Genomic DNA, 18,312 nt, shown 5'->3' with positions numbered 1-18,312 from the left:
AAGCATACACAGACGGCCACGGGAGAAATCAGAGAAGCCGATCTTTAATTACCAGCGTGTCCGCAATCCTGTCGTGCCAACAGCGCTGTTTCCGGTCGAAGAAACCAGCAAAAAAGCCAATGCCCAGCGTAGCGACCCCCACCAGCTTAGCCACATTACGCAGCAGTGCACGTCCATAGCCGATCGGTTTGCCCTGTTGATCGGTAACTTTAATCCCAACAAGCATCTTTCCGACTGAAGCCTGTCTTTTTGAACCTTCGGCAATCACGCAAAAGACAAATTTGATGATCGGGACCAATATTAGGCCGGCAAGAAGCGTGGGAATATGCTCCCGGCTATTTGCTACGCCAGCCAGATAAATGGCTGCCAGGATGGCGTAACAACAAAATGCGATAAAGTAATCGATAGCTGTACTCAATAAGCGTACATCCAGCGTAGCGAAATATTGGGGCGGCGTGAGCTGATGCTCAACATGCAAGAGCCTGCTCAGCTCGGGCCATTCCCGTAATTCTTTAAACTCCGGCTGACCGATAGGTTTTACGAAATCCGTTGGATGGAGCGACATATCGCGCAGTTCATCCAACGTGAAGGGTCCCGCCGGCTTTCCCGCAAGAACAACTTCATATTGATCATGCTGTATTTCCACGCTTAGTCATAACGTTGCACCGAAAAAGAACTTAGCCCGCCTTTGAGGTTGATAATAAAATGATTCGCTGTTCCGGTATAATTTTCCGTGGTATATGATCCGTCGTTTTGTTTCGTAAATCCAGGAAAATCCTTGGACGAAAGCCCGGAGTCAATAACAATCCGGCAAGCCGCAGCGCGGGGTATTTCCACTTCGATATCCGCTACACCCGACTCCGCGCTGATGACCGTTTCCGCTAGAGGCATACCCAGTCGGGCTTCAAATGATGCGGCACCACCCTTGAAACGAAGACTGGCAACCTTATATTCAGTGAGGTCGAATTCCGCACTGCCGGCACCCATCTCCAGATTGATATGCCATTCCGGACGGGTATTGAGGCTAATCTGGGCCTGGTTATCATCTGCATCCAAATCCCAACGGCCATCACCATCGTTTTTCATGCTGAATAGCAGCCGGGCGACATTGCCGGTAGTGGTGGTTTCCAGGTGATGTGCACCGAAAGTATTCGTTGCTTCAGCATTGAAAAGACGCTCGGTATGGCCGGTAATTTCATAAGCTACCGCCCCGCCGCGGATGTCGAGGTGCGCCTCCGTAATGGCGCTGTCATAATCGTGGGTAAACGTTCCGCTCGACCGCTCCCTGCGCCCCTCGTTCCGTTCCCTGCGCCTTTCATTACGTTCCCTGCGTTCGGAATCCCAACCCCGGCGTTCTTCACTGAACCACTGCCGGCCATTGGGAGGGATGGTACCCCGATACGCTAAAAAAGCCAAGGCAACGACGGTTACGACAATGGAGATTAACGAGCCTGCACCACGTTTTGGTACCAGCAGGTTCACGCCTACGACAATTAAGATAACGGGCCACATATGGAGCACCGAGCGCCAGTAAAAGTCAATAATCGATAAATTATCAAGTAACAGGATACCGCCCACAAACAGCAGGACGAGCCCCCAGCCAAATTTTTCCTTATTCATGATCGCGATGATTTAGTGTGTCATTGTCCGCCTGAGGTGCACCCTTTTCATCCGGTTCGGATGGAGCGGTAGCTGCATATTCATCCTCATGTTGCAATGGCGCGGTGCGCTGGTTCGTATTGAACGCTCCAACGAGCAACGCTATTCCGAGAATGATGATCGCCACCGGCCAAAAGCGGGCGAAATCATGCCAATAAAATACATTGAGCTGATGCAGCAGGAAAAAGGTTCCCACCATCAATAGGATGATTCCCGCAACATATCGGTCTTTTGATTTTTTGGTTTGCCGGCCGGTGGCATTTGCTGCTTCATATGCAGGGGCTTCCCGGGATTGGAATCCCGGCGCGCGGTAGTCGACATCGAAGGGATCCCTGGACAGAAATGCTGCCTTTACCGGCAATACAATCCACAATACCACATAGACTATGGGGCCAAGGAGGCCAATACCATACCCGGCAAAAAAGACGCTGAGTATAAATACAATCCGGACCCAGGTTTTATCAATGTTAAAGTATTCCCCTAAGCCGGCACAAATCCCCGCGATCGCTCCTTCGTGCGGGATTCGCTGAAGTTTCTTTTCCATATCTTTTCAAATTATATGTTACCATACCTCGGTGTTACGACCAATTCATCCACATTAGCACCCTCACTTACCCGAAGACAGGTCAAAATAGCCTGAGCAATGTCTTCCGGTAATACAAAACGGTCAGCCGGTATTGTTGTCCCTTCCCATGATGACGTCAGAGTAGAACCGGGGACGATTTCCGTAACTCGCACACCGTAAGGCCGTAATTCGTCCCGCAATACCTGGGTTAGACCACGTATCGCATACTTTGTTACAGTGTACGTTCCCGCTGTCGCTACAGGCGACCGGCTTGCAATGGAACTGATATTGAAGATATGGCCGCTGCGATTTTTACGCATGACACGGCCGATTGCCTGGCAAAGGTGGTAGGTTGTATAATAATTAACCTGCATTTGTGCTTCATAGTCTTCTGCGGTTTCGTCCAGCACGGATACCGGCCGGTAGATACCCACATTATTGACAAGAATGTCTATGGCATCCTTTTGCGCGGTGGCCTGTTCTGCCAGGTCGTGCACCTGCTGCTTCTGCGAGAAATCAACAGGGTAGGTCGTTACATAAATTGCCGGGTAGGTCTGTTCCAGCTGATGTTTAACGCGGTTTAATGCGTGCGTATCACGGGCGCACAGCAAAAGATTGTACCCGTTTTGGGCTAGCTTTTCCGCAATAGCGGCACCCATTCCTTTGGTTGCTCCGGTAATGAGTGCGGTTTTATTGGATAGGGGCGTCATACGATCTGGATTTTATTGTTCAATTTGCCGGTTTTGCCAAAAATACTAAGTTTTATTTATCAAGAATAACAAACAAAATATACGCCGTTTCGTTTTGCCTGTGCAGGCAATGCAACCGCTTTGGGCATTTATTGTTCCGGCATAATTTCAAAACACGTATATTTAGCGGACTATTCAGGCAGATTTATGTTTTTTACCTATTTCGGCAGATACCTGCTTTTATTGAAATCAGTATTCAGACGGCCTGAAAAATGGCGGATTTACTGGAAGGAAATCATCCATGAGATGAATGAAATTGGGGTGGGTTCTCTTGGCCTTATCGCGATTATTTCGACGTTTGTCGGTGCGGTAATGACCATGCAAATTGCCTTTCAGCTGGTTTCCGATCTCATCCCGTCATCGGTCATTGGCCAGATTAACCGCGATTCCAGTATCCTGGAGCTGAGCCCCACCATCACGGCGTTGGTGCTGGCCGGAAAGGTAGGTTCGTCCATCTCTTCCCAGATCGGATCGATGCGGGTAACCGAGCAGATTGACGCGCTTGAAATTATGGGCATCAATGCGCCGGGCTATTTGATCCTTCCGAAGATACTCGCCGGCATCACCATGATTCCGATGTTGGTTATTATGTCTATTTTTCTGGCGTTGGTTGGCGGATTAATGGGGGGTGCATTCTCAGGTGCCGTTACCCCCGTGGATTACATCAATGGAATTACCGACGGGTTCAAAGGATATACGGTTGCTGTTGCCTTGGTGAAGGCATTTGTGTTTGGTTTTATCATCACTTCCGTTTCGGCGTTTAAGGGCTTTTATGTGCGGGGCGGGGCGCTGGAAGTCGGACAGGCCAGTACCCGGGGTGTAGTCATCAGCTGTATCAGTATTTTGGCAGCCGATTATATCGTAACCGCATTAATGCTTTAGCTTTAGCAGATTCACATACATGATTGAAGTACAGCATATACATAAATCGTTTGGCGATAACCAGGTGCTGAACGGTATTGACGCCACGTTTGAACCCGGTAAAATCAGCCTGATTATTGGAGGGTCCGGTTCGGGCAAGAGTACATTGCTGAAATGCATGGTGGGCCTGCATACACCCGAACAGGGAAAGGTATTATACGATAATCAGGACTTTACGCGCATGGATTTTGAGAGCCGGATCCCGATCCGTAAAGAAATCGGTATGCTGTTTCAGAATTCGGCACTGTTCGATTCCATGACGGTGGAGCAGAATATTATTTTCCCTCTGGAGATGTTCACTGAAATGAGCAAGAGCGAGAAACTTGACCGCGCCAACTTTTGTCTGGAACGGGTAAACCTGGCCGGCCGAAACAAGCTGTACCCGGCTGAACTTTCGGGCGGTATGAAAAAACGTGTGGGCATTGCCAGGGCAATCAGCATGAGTCCGAAGTACCTGTTTGTCGATGAGCCCAACTCGGGCCTTGATCCCGAAACGGCGATTTTAATAGATGAATTGATCTCCGACCTAACGGCGGAGTACAATTGTACGACTGTGGTCGTTACCCACGACATGAATTCAGTAATGGGCATCGGCGACTATATCCTGTATCTGTATAAAGGGAAGAAATGGTGGGAAGGTTCCAATAAGGAAATTGCCCATACCGATGTGAAGGAACTGAATGACTTTGTCTTTGCCAGTCCATTTATGAAGGCAGCCAGAGAGCGGTTTTAATTTTTTATCTTTGGCGGAAAAAACGATTACTTTGGCAGCAAACAGTATCCAACTTCTCACTCCCCAGCATTGGGAAGACTATGAACTCATCGACTGCGGCGATTTTGAGAAGCTCGAGCGTTTCGGCAACGTGGTGCTGATCCGCCCCGAACCGCAGGCCGTATGGCCAAAAGCACTTTCCGATTCGGTATGGCAGCAACGCCATGATATCCGCTTCCGGGGACGGTCTGCCACAACGGGCGAGTGGTTGAAGAAGCGTCCGCAATTGACTGACCGCTGGCACATTACCTATCGAACCAAGGCAATCTCCATTAAACTTCGGCTGGGCCTGACGTCGTTCAAACACGTTGGGGTATTTCCGGAGCAGGCTGTCAATTGGGATTACATTGCCGATACCATCCGGTTATTTCAGGCACCCAAACCCAAAGTATTGAACCTCTTTGCCTACACAGGCGGCGCATCACTGGCTGCGCGTGCCGCGGGCGCTGATACGACGCATGTCGACTCCATCAAACAGGTGGTCACCTGGGCGAACGAAAACCAGGAACTATCGGGCCTGTCGGATATCCGGTGGGTGGTTGAGGATGCGCTGAAGTTCGTGAAACGCGAGTTAAAAAGGGGGAACACCTATCACGGAATTATCCTGGACCCCCCGGCCTACGGCCACGGTCCGAAAGGTGAGAAATGGAAACTGGAAGATCACATTGCTGAAATGATGCGTGACGTGGTCCAGTTACTGGATCCGCAGGAACACTTCTTGATCCTGAACACGTATTCGTTGGGCTTCTCTTCGGTTATCGTGGAAAACCTCATCCGCGCCGCTATTCCCTCCGTAACGCAGCTGGAAACCGGCGAGCTGTATCTACAGGCCACCGCCGGCAATAAATTGCCACTGGGCGTCTTCGGTAAATTCCGTAAAACCCGTTAACCACCATGGAACCAGATCAGCTGCTTTTTGAAGACAGTAAACACCCATGGGAGGACCTCGGCGAGGGTGTCCGGCGGAAGGTCATGTCGTACAATGCGGATGTAATGGTCGTCAAAGTCCAGTTTGAATTACATGCAATCGGGACTACACACCAGCACCCGCATACCCAGGTAACTTATGTGGCGAGCGGTGTATTTGAGTACACCGTCGACGAACGTACCTACACCATCCAAAGCGGGGATAGTTGCTATGTGCCACCAAATGCCGTGCACGGTTGCCGGTGCATAGCCGCCGGAGTACTGATTGATATTTTTAGTCCGATGCGCGAAGATTTTCTTCCATAGCATCCCGATAAACGGTGAGCGCTATTCGAAAACAACGGTCTTATTGCCGGTAATGATTACGCGGTCCTCAATTACCAGTGCAAGCGCTTTGCTCAACACGGATTTTTCCACTTCCTTCCCCGCACGGACCATGTCTTTTACCGTATAACTGTGATTAATGGTACGGATATCCTGCGCAATGATAGGTCCTTCATCAAGATCATTGGTTACGAAGTGTGCGGTAGCACCGATTAATTTGACGCCACGTACGTGGGCTTGCTTGTACGGATTAGCCCCGATGAATGCCGGAAGGAAAGAATGATGGATGTTGATGACCCTGCCGGGATATCGCGCTACAAAGTCGGGTGAAAGGATTCGCATGAATTTAGCCAGCACGAGGTAGTCCGGCTGATAAGGTTGGAGTACGGCTGCAACCTGTTCCTCGAATTCCTCCCGTGATTTTCCCTCATGGCTAACGTGATGGAAAGGAATATCAAACCGTGCCGTGAATGCACTTAAATCGTCGTAATTGCCCACCACGCAGCATACTTCCGCACCCAGCGTATTGAAAAAATGCCGCACAATAATGTCGCCGAGGCAGTGGTGTTCTTTGGTCACCAAAATGGCAAAGCGTTTTTGCTGTGGCGGGTTCAGCTTTACGGTAGCTCCTGCCGGAAGCCGTTGCGTCAGTTCTTCAATGAGCCGTCCGGGTTCGGTGGTTTCACCCGCACAGACAATGCGTACATAAAATCGATTGGCCGCCTCATCGACATATTCACGCATGGTTACGATATTCAGGTGATGTGCGGCTACCGTATTTGCAATCAGGCCAACCAAGCCGACGGCATCACGGCATTGGATGAGAATCAGGGTTTGGTTTATCATGATGTCAGGCTACCAATTCTTCAGTATTCTTCGGATGTTGTTCTTCGGCGATATCGACCTCAACCCGCAGGTTGTTGACAATGTGTTTCTGCCGATCGGGTGTATTTTTACCCATATAATACTCCAGCAGCTGCATAATCTTGTTTTCTTTTAACAGAATAACCGGGTCCAGCCGCATATCCTTTCCAATAAAAAGGCCGAATTCTTCGGGGGAAATTTCTCCCAACCCCTTAAAGCGGGTGATTTCCGGCTTGCCGCCTAATTTCAGAATAGCGCGCTGCCTTTCCTCATCACTGTAGCAATAAATAGTTTCTTTCTTATTCCGTACACGGAATAGCGGTGTCTGCAAGATCGAAACATGCCCCGCTTTCACGATGTCGGGAAAAAATTGCAGGAAAAATGTCATCAGCAGCAAGCGGATATGCATGCCGTCTACATCGGCATCCGTTGCAATTACAATGTTATTGTAACGCAGGCCATCCAAACCATCTTCAATGTTAAGAGCGTGCTGCAACAAGTTGAACTCTTCGTTTTCATAAACGACTTTTTTCGTCAGGCCAAACGCATTGAGTGGCTTGCCCTTTAAGCTGAACACCGCCTGTGTTTGTACATCGCGCGATTTCGTGATGGATCCGCTCGCGGAATCCCCTTCGGTGATGAACAGCGTAGTCTCCTGTACCCGCTCATGCTTATCACCGTAGTGGACTTTGCAGTCGCGCAGTTTCCGGTTATGCAGGGATGCTTTTTTTGCCCGCTCGTTGGCCAGTTTTTTAATGCCGGCAATGTCCTTTCGTTCGCGTTCGGATTGCATAATCCGCTTCAATAGGGCATCGGCAGTACTACCATGCTTATGAAGGTAATCGTCCAGCGCCTTTTTTACAAAATCGTTGATGAACGTGCGCACGGTTGGACCCTCCGGGCCGACGTTCTGCGACCCAAGTTTCGTTTTGGTCTGCGATTCGAATACCGGTTCCTGCACCTTAATGGCGATGGCACCGATAATGGAAGCCCGGATGTCAGATGCATCAAAATCCTTTTTATAGAATTCGCGCACGGTTTTAACCACTGCTTCGCGGAATGCCGCCTGGTGGGTACCCCCCTGGGTGGTATGCTGGCCGTTGACGAACGAATAATATTCCTCCCCGTATTGCTGCCCATGGGTAATGGCAATTTCAATATCTTCGCCACGGAGGTGAATGATGGGGTAACGCATCGATTCGGCATCGATGTTGCGTTCGAGCAGGTCCCGCAGCCCGTTTTCGGATATGAACTTCTGCCCATTGAAATTAACAGTCAGTCCCGAGTTCAGAAACACATAATTCCAGATCATGTTTTCCACGAATTCGGTGCGGTAGTGGTAATTTCTGAAAATGCTGTCATCCGGATAGAACGTCACCGCAGTACCGTTGCGCTGGGTGGTTTCTTTCTCTTCGTCGCGCTGGAGCTCACCCTTGCTGAATTCAGCGATCCGGGTCTTGCCCTGACGGTAAGACTGCACGGTAAATGAGCTGGAAAGCGCGTTTACCGCTTTGGTTCCCACACCATTCAGACCGACGGACTTCTGGAATGCCTTACTGTCGTATTTACCTCCGGTATTAATCTTGGAAACCACATCCACTACCGACCCAATGGGTATGCCGCGTCCGTAATCGCGTACGGTAACCTTGTGTTCGTTTACCGTAATATCAATGGTTTTCCCGGCACCCATCACAAATTCGTCGATGGAATTATCCACTACCTCTTTAAGCAACACATAGATCCCGTCATCATAGGCCGAACCGTCCCCCAGCTTACCGATATACATACCCGGCCGCAGCCGGATATGCTCTTTCCAGTCCAGTGAACGTATACTATCTTCGTTATATGCTGTCATGCTGATTATTCGTTGTTGGCTCTAACTTGCCGGCTGTCAGTGGTTAGCCGTTGGCTGCCAATTGCCACGCAATTATACGCAATTTTTACTTATTCTGCCCGCTCCCCGTACCCGTTACAGACCAGCAATAACCTTAACAGGACGTTAATCGCCCGCTACCGTCACCCGGATGCCCGCGCTGTGGCTGCTAAATTCCGGCGCATACATACACTGGATTGTGCTGATGCCATTGGAGAAGTCACCCGCCTGTGATACAAATACCTGATATTCAAATACATAGGTTCCATTCCGAAGGTAATCGAAGAAGAAGTTGGTGGCTGCGTCCCGCGTGCTTTCGTAATAACCGAGACCGCCCTGGTAGCGGTATCCGCTCAGCACATTAATCGGTTCGAAACACGCGGCACGCATATCCTTCAGGTGCACAAATTCCATGTCGCGGTCCACTCGAAGTTCAATCCGCACACGTACCTTATCGCCGACTTTCAATGGATTCGTGGCGGTAATCTCCTCCAGCACCGGTCCACGGTCGGTATTCCGCTCAATGTACAGTTGCTTTTGCAGGCTGAGCGGAGTTTCCGCGTGGGAAATCTTATCCAGGTCTTCAAAATATTGCCAATATACCGCTCCCCAGGCCACCCCTTCGTTAACTGCTTTTTCCACATTTACGGAAATGTTGCCCATCGCCGGAGTAACGGCACTGCCGTCAAAGCGTTTTTTGAAGTAACCCGTTCCGGCTTCCGTTGACAGTTCATTAGACCGGACAGTTTCCGGGCCTACCTGGATCGTGACAGCGGGCTCGTTTACCAGCCAGTCGCTTCCCTTGAGCAAGAGGGCATAGATGGCATCCGCCGTTGCTTTCGTTGTTTTCCAATGCTGTGTTTGCTTTTGTTTAAGCAGCCATACTTTCAGATCATCTACCGTTTTGGTGTCGCCCGTTATTTCCGAGAACGTTTCAATGAGCAGCGCCTGCGCCTCAATGGGTGCTTCATACCACCAATATCCGTGCGGCATAGCCTTCCAGTACATGCCCATCTCTTCCTGCTGGATAGCGGTCTCGCGAAGCGATTTAACCAGTTCAACAGCCGTATTTCCGTTGCCGGCGCGGTAAAGCGCCAGTGCCAGTTGGCCCTTGAGGTAAGGGTTAAACTGCGGCCAATAAGTGCCTGCCTGGGTAAGGTAATAGCGGTATGCGGTCTGATATTCGTCTGATATTGGCAGGTTGCCGGTGAGGCTGCGCAGGTAAAGGTATTGGACCTGCGTATTGCCAATATGCTGTTTTTTAAGGTCGGCCTTATCCGTTATCAACCGTTTATAATCGGTGTTGATTTGCCTGTCCAGGTAACCAACTGCCTGGGCAAGGATCTCGTTTGCCGTTTCGCTGTTTGCGCCGGCTACACCCAGTTTTTGCAGGCGGGCAATTCCGGTCGCGATGTACTGGGTGATGTACCGGTTGCTCATCATTCCCATGAACCAGGGGAAGCTGCCGTCGGCAAGCTGCATTTCGGCCAGTTTCGCCAGGTTCTGCTGCAAGCCGCGGGCAAGTTTATGGCTATCGAAAAGCAACGCTATGCGGCGTTTCTGTTCACTTTCATTCTTGGCTTCCATTACCCAGGGCGTTTCTTCCAGCAGCGCGGTTTTTAATTCCTGGTTTTTTTCCAGGTTGGAGAGCAAAACCGTCGTGTCGCTCGATTTCCATTGATCAAAAATGGCCTTTACGCGAGGTGCCTGGGCTACGATATGCGCAGCCAGTGCATTGGCATAGAATCGGCTGAATACCTGTTCGGCACACTCATAAGGGTACTCCATTAAATAGGGGAGTGCCTGTACTGCATACCATGCCGGATTACCGGTGAATTCTACCGTAAGCGCATGATGCGTTAACGTGCTGCTTTCGCCCTCCAGTAGCTTGGGCAGGGTGAAGGTCCGGTTTTCATTGCCGCGGACCGGTAACGGCAAGGTCTCCGTTACGAGCATGCGGTTGGTGATGACAGGCAGGGTGTTTTCCTCGCCATCCGTGAAGTTACCTGCCCGGGCGGTAATGCGTACGACTACCGGCGTATAATAGTCGCTGGGAACATCCAGCATCCAATCCACCGCCGTGCTTTGACTGGCGGCAATGGTAAAGTCCTGCTGGATAACCCCCTGACCGAAGCCCTGTACCGGCTCCAGGGTTGTCGCATCCAGCAGCGTCAGTTCGGCAACGCCGTCCAATGCCGCTGCACTGATGTTGCTGATGCGGGCACTGATCCGGACCCGGTCGCCCTGACGGAGAAAACGGGGCAGGTTAGGCATTACCATAAGGTCTTTCTGGGTTTTTACCGTGCCCTCCAGGTAACCGGTTTTCCAGTCGGTTGTATGGGCCAGCGCCATGAGTTTCCATTCGGTCAGGGCCTCGGGCATGGTAAATTTAATGGATACGTTGCCCTCGGCATCCGTCGTTAATTCCGGAAGGAAAAAAGCAGTTTCCTGTAAGTTGGTGCGTGCGGGTACGGTAGTCTCCGCAGCTTCCACCGGCGGTGCGCCGACCTGGTTGGCAACACTGTCATCGGCTTCACCGTAACCGGCAGTGACGGCATCCGCTGATGCCTGTATGCCGCTGGCTTTTCCCGCAATTCCTTCGGCAAGGCTTTGTTCTTCCATCACCGGGACTGCCTCGGGCGTGGCCATACGGGTGGCACCCCGTAACCGTAAGTTTCTGCCATATAAGACCGATGCATAGCTGAACAGCCGATCGTAGCGTTTGTCATAACTTTCCGGACGGTTGCCATTCAGGTTATTCAGCCATAAGGAACCATAATTCACATCAAATCCCTGTACATTCCAATAACCGTTGAGGTAACGGTTTGGTGAAAGCTTATCCCATGACCAGCTGTGCGGTTTCAGGGCATCCAGCGACGCATCATACAAACCTGCCACCACTTCAGCGGCAACAATATCTTTTTTATCGCCGGTGATCGTGAGCCGCCACTCTTCCTGTGCGCTGGGCAGCAGTTTATCTCGGTGGGTCGCCCACTCCAGCCGAAGGTCGCGATTTGACCAGGGGACATCGATCTGCTGTTCGGCGGTATACACGCGGTTGTTATGCACATAAATCCAGCGATAGCCCAATCCGCCGCGGTCGCGCTCGGTAACCGGACGGCTGATCTGCCGGAATTCGGAAAATGCCGTGAATTCCGGGCTGACATCCGTATTGCTTTCTAATACATAAGTGCTGTCGAAGCCTGTCTTCACGGCGATGGATAGCGTATCGCCCGGACGTAATGCGTTCTCCTGCAGGTTCACCGAAAATGCGGATTGTGCCTTTGCCGAAGCAATGGGATCGCTGGCATAAATATATTTCTTTTCGGTAACGGTACCGCCCCGGCTATCCGTCGCCTGCAACTCAATCACATGCCATCCTTCGTTTTTCCATAGGGAAGCAGGTAATTCCAGGACGGTCTGCTGGGCGGTATTCAGCGTTGCGTGATAGATGGATGCTTCTGCTGGCCAATAAGTATAATCGGCCTCATTACCATATTCGTCGTCCGGAAAGGTGCTGCGGAACTCCGATTCAGATAATAAGTGCTGATCGGGCTTTTCCCATCGGCGTTCCCGGTACAGTTTGCCCGGGAAACGAAGCGGAACAATTGAAATGGATACCTCGGTTGGCACGGGTACCTGATTGAGGTTCTGTGTTTGCACGGTCAGCTGATGTGCCTTTCGGACATCAAGCTGCTCGGCCACATTGGCCTGGATCTGCAACGACCGATAACCGGCATTGACATCCTGGTTCCCGCTTTGTGTTTCCCCGTTGATATCCGTCACGTCAGCATAAACCGAGTAGGTAAATACCGGTAAGGTTTCCGGGTCTATCTGTTTGTCGGGAATGGCGGTAAATGAAATTTCAAAGGAGCCGTCCGCTTGTGTAACCACGGTACCGTTGGTGATTTCCATTTCCGGGGAACGGGGTTGTCCCCAGCGGCGGAAAGCCCAAAAATAAGGGAACCGCGCCCGTCTGACCACTCGGTATTTTACTTCCGCGCCGCTAATGTTATTGCCGGCATATGCCTGCGCACGCCCGGTGAAGACCACCGTCTCGTTCAACGCGATGGCCGATTTTACCGTATCAAATGCCACCTGGAATCGTGGCCGTTTGTATTCCTCCACCGAAAAGTAGACGGTCCCGTTTTCGTCGGCGATTCGCATCTGTCCGGTAAGCCCGCTTTCAGGTGCGGTAAATTTGCCCGAAAACGAACCATACCCGTTGGTAGTCAGCTCCAGTGACGTTACCTTTTGGTCGTTGGCATCATAGAGGGTCACTTCCCGTTTCACATCTGCTAATACAGCATTGCTTTTGCGCTGATTGTCATGTGCTACCAGGATACCCTTGAAATAGATGGTTTGTCCGGGACGATAAATGCCGCGGTCTGTAAACAGGAACGTTTGCCGGTGGAATTTTTCCGGATCCCCGGAGTTGTTCTGTACGTAAAAATAGCCATCCGTTTGTAACGTGTCGTTATTGTACACCAACGAAACACGGTCGATCTGCCGGCTTTTGATCCCTGAGCCGGTAATGAGTGCTTTGCCGTCTTCATCCGTACGGGATTGGCCAAGTTTGCTGTATTCATATTTCCGGGTCTTCGAATCCCAGTTATTTCCCCAGAAGATTACCTGTGCGCCCCGCAGCGGCATGCCCGATTTCCGGTGCAGCGCCACCAGCCAGTTACCCTGCGCTGTGTTCTGGAAGATCACACTGGCATCCGATACCTGGAAAGGGACCGCATGCAATGCATTTTCATCGGTCGTGAATTCCGGCTTTGCCGAAATAACCAACAGGTAGCTGCCTGTCGGCAACGGCGCTATTTTAAGTTCTATACGATGTTCGTTTAGGTCGCCCGCACCCGGTAAGTCCGTATCCCACGTGCGGAGCGGCTTGCTTTTCAACAGACGGGCCTGTTCTTCATCACTTAGTCCCCGTTGGCGGGAATCTTGGGATGCCGGCAGCGGATAGACCCGAAGGAATGCCCGGTTTAAATTACGGTAAGTTACAAGCACTTTGCTGTTTTCGTCCGGCAGTATAACCGATTCACTTTGCAGGCCCACGGATGGGCTGGTCAATTCATAGCGGAGTTGTGAGGCGTTCACCGCACCCTCTGTTGCCGGAAAGTGTTCAATAAGCAGGTCGAGCTGCTTTTTTAATGCCGGCAGGTCCAGGGTGTCTGCGGCGCTGTTTGAGCGGCTATTGTATAGAAATTCAAGCTTCCGGTACGCGACCTGTGCACCTGCCGGTACAGCGGAATAGCGCTGTTCCAGCAGCCGGAGTGCCTGTAAATACAGACTGTCCTTCTGCGGGTGTACCGAATATTGGTGTACAAAAGCCAGCCGCTGTAAATCGGCATCGATCAGCGCGTCCGGATTTTTATCGTGAAGGTGGAATGCCAGCAGCTGCTGGTACGTATGCAATGCCCGGAAATGTAGGGCCTCCGGATGCGCGGGATTCACCTTAACTTCGGCAAGGAGTTCGGCCGGTTCAAACCACAGCGTGCCGTCGATCTGAAATTGATAGGCCGGTTTAATCACGTCTTTCTCGTCATTCTGAAAGAACTCAATGGCACGGAAGGCCAGGAAATCATATAACGAGGGGCGCAGGTGCCGGGTATTTTTGCCTTCCAACAACAGTGGGGCATAGCGTTCAACCGGTATTGCCTGGAGCGTTTCCCTGTCAATAATGGAGGCGAGATAGCCTTCGCTGGCCCGGGCAATGAACGTTGCCGCATCCCAGGTGGCGATGTCGGCGGGCGGCGTGCCAACGATTGGTGTACGATCAAGGATCGTCCATCGGTTACGCTGGTAGTATTGCCAATAGTACGCGGCATTGATGCTTTGCCAGAGCGCCTTTTCTACTCCTGTACTTTCCCCGATAATGGAATCGATGCGTTGGATATGGCTGATTTCCGCATTTTCCTGAACCGCATTGTCCACGCTCATGAGAAACAGCTCTGCCTTGATGGCATTGGGACCGTCTTTTTTTGCCTGTGCGGTGGCCAGTACACCCTGTGCAATTTTTGCGGCAGACTGAGGAAGTCCCTTATTCATCAGGGAATCAATCTGTTTCCATGCCGGTTCAAATGAATGATTAGCCGTTTCTTGCTGGGCCATTGTTAAAGAGGTTATGGTGATGGTCATCACCAGTACGGAAAAGAGGTTGCGGATCATGCTGTTTCTTTTTATGATACCTGAATATGTGCGCAATGCAAACTTACTTAAATTGCATTATTATTCCATAATGACGCATTATGCTACGAGGATGCTACAGGAATCCGTATTCCACACCTGTTTTTTATTGGGGGAAAACCGCCGGAAAATACGGACGGGAAATCGGTGATTGGGAAACTAGCGCTGAAAAGCGGAGGAAGCGGGACGGGATGTCGCAGGATTAGCGGCCAAAGTCGTCCTGCACCCGTACAATATCATCTTCATCTGAAGGATTTTGTGCGTCCGTGTGCTGCCATATTTCAGCCAGGACACCCCACTCATCCAGTCCGACAAGACGATGGCGTTCGCCCTGGTTAAGGCGGATCACGTCACCCGGTTTCAGCATTTGCAGTTCGTGCTCCTCATCGGTATCGCTGGTTACCACGCCAACGGTGCCCCGTACCACCTGCCAGATCTCGGCGCGGCGGTGATGGTATTGCCAGGAAAGACGTTTTCCGGGTGCGACAACCAGGACCTTGGGACTGAGCTTACCGGCTATTTTGAGTTCCTGTACATTCAGCCCGTCGAAATAGGTATTTGCAAATTGCTGTGCCTGCGTTTCTTCGATAACAAAAAAACCACCCCATGGCCGGGTCTGGTCCTGTTGCACAATCCGGAAACCCTGTTCTGTCAGTTTCCCTTCAATTTCGGCGAAAAGCTGCTCCTTTGCTTGGTAAGTCATGGTCTATATTTTGATCTGGGCTAATATAGAAAATCCCGGTGCGTTTTCAAAGCCGGCTGGTATTCAACGGTTCTGTTTTTTCCGTGAATGCGCAACCACACCCCTTTGAGCAGGATTTTCCACCTTTGAAAGACCGCCTGGTCCGCCGGATCAGGTATACTAGCGCGACGACAAACAAGGTGCCGATGATCAGGTATTGAATCGTAATTGCATCCATATTATTTTAACATTTGGTAGGCAAGCAACGCTGCAAGATACGCAAATCCAGTCATAAATGCCAGCTGTATAAATGTCCACTTCCAGGAGTTCGTTTCTTTCCGCACAATGGCAATCGTACTCATGCATTGCATCGCGAAAGCATAAAACAGCAGTAAGGATATGCCTGAAGCAAAATTATACGCCGGCCATCCGGTGTTCTGGTTAATTTCAGCACCCATGCGCTCCCGGATGGTCAACTCATCGTCTGTGCCGCCTAAACTGTATACCGTGGCCATTGTGCTCACAAAAACTTCCCGCGCCGCGAAGGACGATATCAGTCCGATACCCATTTTCCAATCGTAGCCCAACGGTTCAATTAGGGGTTCAATAGCGCGGCCCATGGAACCGAGAAATGAATACTCCAGCCGTTCTGACTGTACGCGGTTCTCGAATGCTTCTTCGTCAATTCCCGGATTTTCCATCCGGACAATCTCCTCCGCATTCGTAAAACGTTCACTGATTCCGAACGACCCCAGCACCCACAGGATGACACTGATGGCTAGGATAATCTTACCCGCACCCAGCACGAAACCCATGGTTTTGTCCCACACATTATACAGGACATTCCGTACCACTGGATATTTATAGGTGGGCATTTCCAGAATCAGGTAGCTTTTATAGCTTGTTTTCATTACCTGTTTCAGTACCCAGGCACTGCCCAACGCGGCAACTACGCCCAGTACATACATGCCGAACAAAACAAGACCCTGCAAATCCAGTCCCATGAACTTCGTCTGGGGGATGACAAGACCGATAATGATGATGTAAATCGGCAGCCTGGCTGAACAGGTCATAAAGGGCGTTACCAGGATGGTGATTAACCGCTCTTTATCGTTTTCAATGGTCCGGGCCGACATGACCGCGGGAATCGCACAGGCAGCGCCGGACATGAGCGGCACGGCACTTTTGCCGCTGAGGCCGAAGGGCTTAAGCCACCTGTCCATCAGGTAAACCACCCGGCTCATGTAACCGGATTCCTCCATCAGCGAAATAAAAATAAAAAGGATTGCGATCTGCGGGATAAAGATGACAATACCCCCGATGCCCGTAATGATACCGTCGGTAATCAGTCCGTTGAACGGCCCTGCCGGGAGCAGCTCGCTGGTGGATGCGGCTAACCAGGCGAATCCGCTGTCAATGGCGTCCATAAACGGCCCTGACCAGGTATAGATTGCCTGAAAGATCAGCAATAGCAGGGCAAAGAAGATCACATAGCCCCAAAATGGGTGAATCAGCAGCCTGTCTAAACGCGCGGTTGCGTTTTCCCGTTTCTTAGTCGTGTCTTTAACCGCGGTTGCCAGCTGTTGGTCCAGCTTCGTATACCGGGCCAAGGTTTCCTGAATTTGCAGCCGGTGGTAGTTAATGCCCTGGTCTTTGCGCAGCGTTGCCAGTTCATCCGCCTGGTCGGCCGGAAGGTACCTGTGGTGCTTCTGCGATAGTGTCAGCCAGGCATTGTAGTTATTCCGGGCGCCGGTAATCTGTTTCGTTTGCGCTACGCTAGCCGTATATTCTTCCGGAATATCAAAAGCGGTGGCGTATTCGCCAGGCTGATGCTGCAGGGCGGCCCGCAATTCATCAATGCCTTTTCCAGCGCGTGCATCGGTTAACAGTACCTTGGTAGCCAGCACCTTCTCCAGCTGCTGGACATCAATGACCAGTCCGGCCCGCTCGGCCTCATCAATCATATTGATGACAAAGATCGCCGGCAATCCCATTTCCCGGATCTGCTGATACAACAGGACAGACCGTTTTAAATTGAACGGGTCGCCGATGACAACTACCTTTTCCGGGTAATTGGAGTTCTGTGGATCGGCCAGCACGCGGTAAACCACTTCTTCGTCCAATGACGACGGGTGAATGCCATATGCACCGGGTAAATCAATCAGTTGGTATTTAACCTGCTGGTGCGTGAAGGTTCCGGTTTTCCGTTCCACGGTTACTCCGGGGTAATTGCCTGCTTTCTGTCTTAATCCGGTTAACTGGTTAAATATGGTTGATTTGCCGACGTTGGGGTTTCCAACCAGGGCAATTTTCATTTCTGTCATGGTGCTTATGTCGATTCAATTAAAATCAGATCCGCCTCTGTTGCACGCAGGGCAATCGAATTCGGGTTATTTTTAACGCGTATGCAAACGGGGCCATTGAAAGGCAGGCGGTGGGTTAAAGTAAACACTTCCCCCGGTAAAAGGCCCATTTCGTAGACCTTAATGGGAATATCATTGGATCGGTAACCGGCGATGGTTCCGGTTTCCCCTGGACTTAACGAAGCAATTGATCGATGCTGACTCATAACGCGATTAAGAAAATAGTGGTCAAAGATATTAAATTTAGAATTAATCTAAATGATTAATCTGTAATTATAGCGATTATTGGTCGATTTGGACGGACCGGCCACTTTCCGGGCTTCCGGCTGCGCTGGGCGCACGTTAGACTGCCGCGGTGGTTAAGAGGCGCTCGGCGTTCCATGGTTTGACAGGGAAATGCTCCGGGTGACACTTCATT

General features: G+C 50.9%; 15 protein-coding genes. 4 read left to right on the top strand and 11 right to left on the bottom strand.

What is annotated here, in order from left to right; all coding sequences use genetic code 11:
* Positions 1 to 28: 28 nt before the first annotated feature.
* Genes NEV57_RS05280 through NEV57_RS05265 form a run of 4 tightly spaced genes read right to left on the bottom strand, consistent with a single transcriptional unit; the run spans position 29 to position 2,934 of the window.
* On the bottom strand, positions 29 to 646 hold the full coding sequence (locus NEV57_RS05280) for an RDD family protein (RefSeq protein ID WP_257657258.1): 618 nt from the start codon (positions 644 to 646) through the stop codon (positions 29 to 31).
* A 2-nt stretch (positions 647 to 648) separates the two neighbouring features.
* Positions 649 to 1,620, bottom strand: coding sequence for a toast rack family protein (locus tag NEV57_RS05275; protein ID WP_257657257.1), 972 nt, complete (start codon positions 1,618 to 1,620; stop codon positions 649 to 651).
* Positions 1,613 to 2,203, bottom strand: a complete 591-nt coding sequence (locus NEV57_RS05270; protein WP_257657256.1) for a PspC domain-containing protein — start codon at positions 2,201 to 2,203, stop codon at positions 1,613 to 1,615. Before NEV57_RS05270 ends, NEV57_RS05275 begins: the two co-directional genes overlap by 8 nt.
* An 11-nt stretch (positions 2,204 to 2,214) precedes the next feature.
* Complete coding sequence (locus NEV57_RS05265) at positions 2,215 to 2,934, bottom strand: SDR family oxidoreductase (protein WP_257657255.1); 720 nt, start codon at positions 2,932 to 2,934, stop codon at positions 2,215 to 2,217.
* 186 nt (positions 2,935 to 3,120) lie between these two features.
* Here NEV57_RS05265 and NEV57_RS05260 point away from each other — a divergent pair, with 186 nt between their 5' ends.
* The 4 genes from NEV57_RS05260 to NEV57_RS05245 are packed head-to-tail and all read left to right on the top strand — an operon-like array spanning position 3,121 to position 5,899.
* Positions 3,121 to 3,855: an MlaE family ABC transporter permease gene (locus tag NEV57_RS05260; protein ID WP_257657254.1), complete on the top strand. Its 735-nt coding sequence runs from the start codon at positions 3,121 to 3,123 to the stop codon at positions 3,853 to 3,855.
* Positions 3,856 to 3,874: 19 nt separating this feature from the next.
* Entirely contained in the window at positions 3,875 to 4,627 is a 753-nt protein-coding gene (locus NEV57_RS05255; RefSeq protein ID WP_257657253.1) for an ABC transporter ATP-binding protein, read from the top strand.
* A gap of 31 nt (positions 4,628 to 4,658) precedes the next feature.
* Positions 4,659 to 5,555, top strand: coding sequence for a class I SAM-dependent methyltransferase (locus tag NEV57_RS05250; protein ID WP_257657252.1), 897 nt, complete (start codon positions 4,659 to 4,661; stop codon positions 5,553 to 5,555).
* Positions 5,556 to 5,560: 5 nt separating this feature from the next.
* Positions 5,561 to 5,899, top strand: coding sequence for a cupin domain-containing protein (locus NEV57_RS05245; protein WP_257657251.1), 339 nt, complete (start codon positions 5,561 to 5,563; stop codon positions 5,897 to 5,899).
* Positions 5,900 to 5,920: 21 nt separating this feature from the next.
* Here the strand turns inward: NEV57_RS05245 and purU are convergent, their stop codons facing one another.
* The 7 genes from purU to NEV57_RS05215 all read right to left on the bottom strand — a co-directional run bounded on the left by purU (position 5,921) and on the right by NEV57_RS05215 (position 18,100).
* A complete protein-coding gene (gene purU / locus NEV57_RS05240) occupies positions 5,921 to 6,763 on the bottom strand; it encodes a formyltetrahydrofolate deformylase (RefSeq protein ID WP_257657250.1) in 843 nt (280 codons plus the stop codon).
* A gap of 4 nt (positions 6,764 to 6,767) precedes the next feature.
* On the bottom strand, positions 6,768 to 8,636 hold the full coding sequence (locus NEV57_RS05235) for a DNA topoisomerase IV subunit B (protein WP_257657249.1): 1,869 nt from the start codon (positions 8,634 to 8,636) through the stop codon (positions 6,768 to 6,770).
* A 144-nt stretch (positions 8,637 to 8,780) separates the two neighbouring features.
* Positions 8,781 to 14,831, bottom strand: a complete 6,051-nt coding sequence (locus NEV57_RS05230; protein ID WP_257657248.1) for an alpha-2-macroglobulin family protein — start codon at positions 14,829 to 14,831, stop codon at positions 8,781 to 8,783.
* A 220-nt stretch (positions 14,832 to 15,051) separates the two neighbouring features.
* On the bottom strand, positions 15,052 to 15,552 hold the full coding sequence (locus NEV57_RS05225) for a cupin domain-containing protein (protein WP_257657247.1): 501 nt from the start codon (positions 15,550 to 15,552) through the stop codon (positions 15,052 to 15,054).
* 46 nt (positions 15,553 to 15,598) lie between these two features.
* Positions 15,599 to 15,769 (bottom strand): FeoB-associated Cys-rich membrane protein, encoded by a 171-nt coding sequence (locus tag NEV57_RS15760; RefSeq protein WP_372340059.1) that lies wholly within the window; start codon positions 15,767 to 15,769, stop codon positions 15,599 to 15,601.
* A 1-nt stretch (position 15,770) separates the two neighbouring features.
* A complete protein-coding gene (gene feoB, locus NEV57_RS05220) occupies positions 15,771 to 17,855 on the bottom strand; it encodes a ferrous iron transport protein B (RefSeq protein ID WP_257657246.1) in 2,085 nt (694 codons plus the stop codon).
* Between the two features lie 5 nt (positions 17,856 to 17,860).
* Positions 17,861 to 18,100 carry a FeoA family protein gene (locus NEV57_RS05215; protein ID WP_257657245.1) on the bottom strand — a complete coding sequence of 80 codons (240 nt, stop codon included), beginning with the start codon at positions 18,098 to 18,100 and terminating at the stop codon, positions 17,861 to 17,863.
* Positions 18,101 to 18,312 lie beyond the last annotated feature (212 nt).

The sequence above is a fragment of the Parapedobacter lycopersici genome (assembly GCF_024643285.1).
In the GTDB taxonomy this organism is placed as follows: domain Bacteria; phylum Bacteroidota; class Bacteroidia; order Sphingobacteriales; family Sphingobacteriaceae; genus Parapedobacter; species Parapedobacter lycopersici.
Note: the sequence above shows the minus strand (reverse complement) of the source record. Positions and strands in the feature narration are given on the sequence as shown.

Excerpts from the sequence above, each read along its gene's own strand:
- NEV57_RS05275 (WP_257657257.1), bottom strand. The coding sequence starts at position 1,620 with ATGAATAAGGAAAAATTTGGCTGGGGGCTCGTCCTGCTGTTTGTGGGC.
- NEV57_RS05270 (WP_257657256.1), bottom strand. The coding sequence starts at position 2,203 with ATGGAAAAGAAACTTCAGCGAATCCCGCACGAAGGAGCGATCGCGGGG.
- NEV57_RS05265 (WP_257657255.1), bottom strand. The coding sequence starts at position 2,934 with ATGACGCCCCTATCCAATAAAACCGCACTCATTACCGGAGCAACCAAA.
- NEV57_RS05260 (WP_257657254.1), top strand. The coding sequence starts at position 3,121 with ATGTTTTTTACCTATTTCGGCAGATACCTGCTTTTATTGAAATCAGTA.
- NEV57_RS05255 (WP_257657253.1), top strand. The coding sequence starts at position 3,875 with ATGATTGAAGTACAGCATATACATAAATCGTTTGGCGATAACCAGGTG.
- NEV57_RS05245 (WP_257657251.1), top strand. The coding sequence starts at position 5,561 with ATGGAACCAGATCAGCTGCTTTTTGAAGACAGTAAACACCCATGGGAG.
- purU (WP_257657250.1), bottom strand. The coding sequence starts at position 6,763 with ATGATAAACCAAACCCTGATTCTCATCCAATGCCGTGATGCCGTCGGC.
- NEV57_RS05235 (WP_257657249.1), bottom strand. The coding sequence starts at position 8,636 with ATGACAGCATATAACGAAGATAGTATACGTTCACTGGACTGGAAAGAG.
- NEV57_RS05230 (WP_257657248.1), bottom strand. The coding sequence starts at position 14,831 with ATGATCCGCAACCTCTTTTCCGTACTGGTGATGACCATCACCATAACC.
- NEV57_RS05225 (WP_257657247.1), bottom strand. The coding sequence starts at position 15,552 with ATGACTTACCAAGCAAAGGAGCAGCTTTTCGCCGAAATTGAAGGGAAA.
- NEV57_RS15760 (WP_372340059.1), bottom strand. The coding sequence starts at position 15,769 with ATGGATGCAATTACGATTCAATACCTGATCATCGGCACCTTGTTTGTC.
- feoB (WP_257657246.1), bottom strand. The coding sequence starts at position 17,855 with ATGACAGAAATGAAAATTGCCCTGGTTGGAAACCCCAACGTCGGCAAA.
- NEV57_RS05215 (WP_257657245.1), bottom strand. The coding sequence starts at position 18,100 with ATGAGTCAGCATCGATCAATTGCTTCGTTAAGTCCAGGGGAAACCGGA.